Genomic DNA, 2,784 nt, shown 5'->3' on the forward strand with positions numbered 1-2,784 from the left:
CAAATATTGTTTGGTTGGACCATAATGAAAAAGTATTAAATTCTTACTTAAAAGCTTATTATCAGATAATCAAATGGTCCGGAATTGAAGGAACTACTATAAAAAGACTTTATAATAAAAATATATTAAAAACTAAAATATGCTTTCCTTCAATAAAAGAACAAAAGCAGTTAGGAATACTAATACAAAAGCTTGAATTTCTTATCACCCTTTTGCAACGAAAAGAGAAAAAATATAATGATCTTAAGAAAGCATTATTGCAAAATATATTTCCTGGAAATGATCAGATTATTCCAATTTTGAGATTTAAAGAATTTAATGATGAATGGCAGCAAAGTAAATTAGGAGAAATAATGGATGTAGGTTCTGTAAAAAGAATACATCAAGCTGATTGGAGGAATGAAGGTGTTAGATTTTTAAGGGCACGTGATATTGTTGCGTTATCAAAAAATGAAGAACCTACGGATTTTCTTTATATTGACAATAGTAAGTATAATGAATATTCTAAGATATCCGGGAAAGTCCAAAAGGGTGATTTACTAGTTACAGGAGTTGGAAGTATTGGTATCCCAATGCTTATACGGTCTAAGAATCCAATATATTTTAAGGATGGAAATATTATCTGGTTCAAAAATCATAATATATTAGATGGAAAATTTTTTTATTATGAATTTAATACAAGAACTATTCAATCTTTTATTAATAGATCTTCTGGGAGTGGAACAGTAGGAACATATACGATAGATAATGGAAGAAAAACACCCGTTACTTTTCCATTTAAATTGGAACAACAAAAAATTGGAAATCTCATTTCGAAATTAGATGAAACTATAACCCTTTTGAAAAAACAAAAATCAACACTCACTAACCTAAAAAAATTTCTTCTTCAGAATATGTTTATCTAAATAATTGCAAACTCAAAACCTCTTTGAAAAATAGTCTATGTGACTAATTTATTCAAGGAGGTTTTTATATGTCACGAAAGAAATATAGTACCAAGTTGTTTTACAAGTATTATCTAGATTGGATTCATTTATATAAAGAGAATGCGATTCGACCAGTTACACTAAATAAATACTATCTTGTTCAAAGAACACTCAAAGAGATTGCACCTGATTTACATATGAATGAACTAGATCGAAAAAGCTATCAAAATCTGTTGAATATTTATGCTCTAACTCATGAAAAAACTACTACTTTAGATTTCCATCACCATCTCAAGGCCAGTCTATTTGACGCAGTTGATGATGGTATTATCAAAATGGATCCAACTAGAAGAGCTATTGTCAAAGGAACTGCTACTAAGAAGAAAAGGCCTAAATTTTTAAATCTTTATGAACTGCAAACTTTATTAAGATCTTTAAAATTAGGATCAGAATTAAATTGGGATTGGTTTATTCTATTAGTTGCAAAAACAGGATTAAGATTCGCTGAAGCATTAGCCTTAACTCCAGAAGATTTTGATTATGAAAAGCAATGTCTCATTATCAATAAATCCTGGAATTATAAAGAAAAGACTGGTCATTTTCAGCCAACAAAGAATCCATCATCCAATCGTACAGTTATGGTAGATTGGCAAATAATGCAACAATTTAAGCAAATGATAGAAAATAAAGATCAAAAGAAGCCAATCTTTTTTGAAGAGGAACAAAGAATATATAATTCAACTTTGAATCAACGATTAGCTTCTTATTGTAAAAAAGCTGGAATCCCACCAATTTCAATTCATGGTCTTCGCCATACACATGCATCATTATTACTTTATGAAGGTGTTTCAGTTGCTAGTGTTGCTAAGCGTTTAGGACACTCAAATACAACAACTACTCAAGAAACCTATATTCATATTATTCAAGAATTAGAAAATAAAGATAATGATAAAATTCTGCATCATTTATCACAACTTTAAGAAAAAAGCGCCATTGGCGCTTTTTTAGATGAACATATTTTGAAGTAGAAATTGTTTAAAATTTTCAAACTTACTAAGTTGCTTCTGCAAAATGTTTATAGTTTCATCAAAATTAAAAAAAAGATCACCAATTTTAACTTGTTCTATTTCTTGAGGAATCTTAATTTTAGTATTTTTTAAGTCAGATGAAGTAATAGATGAAAATGTAGATCCACTAGATACCTTATCCCAATAAGACTCTTTATCTAATTTTTTTAATACATTAAATAAAAAGTCATTTCCCTTTATTGCGGCCACCCCACGTCCAATAACTACATCATAATTGGTTTTTCCTACTTTTCCAACGGGGGCACGAACAGAAAAAATGATATCTCCTTTTTTTGCCTGTTTAGTCATTTGAGTTGTCCATATTCGAGGAGTTACCCATCCATTTTTTAAATCAGCATTACCCTGAACTAAAATATATTTAGTAGGAATTTCCGAATATGTAGATCCATTGGGTGATTGTCCCATGGTGATGTTAGTAATTGTTTCTAATTTCTTTTGTTGCCAATCATTATGAAACTCTTTAAATCTTAAAAGAGGAACTCTGCTATCTTTTTCTGGAAATAAATTTTGTAGTAAAGCCGTTTTAAGTTCTTCATATTTAGCTTTTTTTCGTTGCAAAAGGGTGATAAGAAATTCAAGCTTTTGTATTAGTATTCCTAACTGCTTTTGTTCTTTTATTGAAGGAAAGCATATTTTAGTTTTTAATATATTTTTATTATAAAGTCTTTTTATAGTAGTTCCTTCAATTCCGGACCATTTGATTATCTGATAATAAGCTTTTAAGTAAGAATTTAATACTTTTTCATTATGGTCCAACCAAACAATATTTG

3 protein-coding genes are annotated in these 2,784 nt (G+C 29.0%); 2 read left to right on the forward strand and 1 reads right to left on the reverse strand.

The annotated features are described in order from the left end of the window. Together LrDSM24759_RS07815 and LrDSM24759_RS07540 are read left to right on the forward strand one after the other, a co-directional pair. On the forward strand, positions 1–905 hold a 905-nt coding region (locus LrDSM24759_RS07815), incomplete at its 5' end, for a restriction endonuclease subunit S (protein WP_245953355.1). A gap of 68 nt (positions 906–973) precedes the next feature. Beyond that, entirely contained in the window at positions 974–1,906 is a 933-nt protein-coding gene (locus tag LrDSM24759_RS07540; protein ID WP_117118846.1) for a site-specific integrase, read from the forward strand. 24 nt (positions 1,907–1,930) lie between these two features. Here the strand turns inward: LrDSM24759_RS07540 and LrDSM24759_RS07545 are convergent. Beyond that, a partial coding sequence (locus LrDSM24759_RS07545; protein WP_133297800.1) for a restriction endonuclease subunit S occupies positions 1,931–2,784 on the reverse strand: 854 nt, incomplete at its 5' end.

This window comes from Lactobacillus rodentium (assembly GCF_003423665.1).
Classification (GTDB): domain Bacteria; phylum Bacillota; class Bacilli; order Lactobacillales; family Lactobacillaceae; genus Lactobacillus; species Lactobacillus rodentium.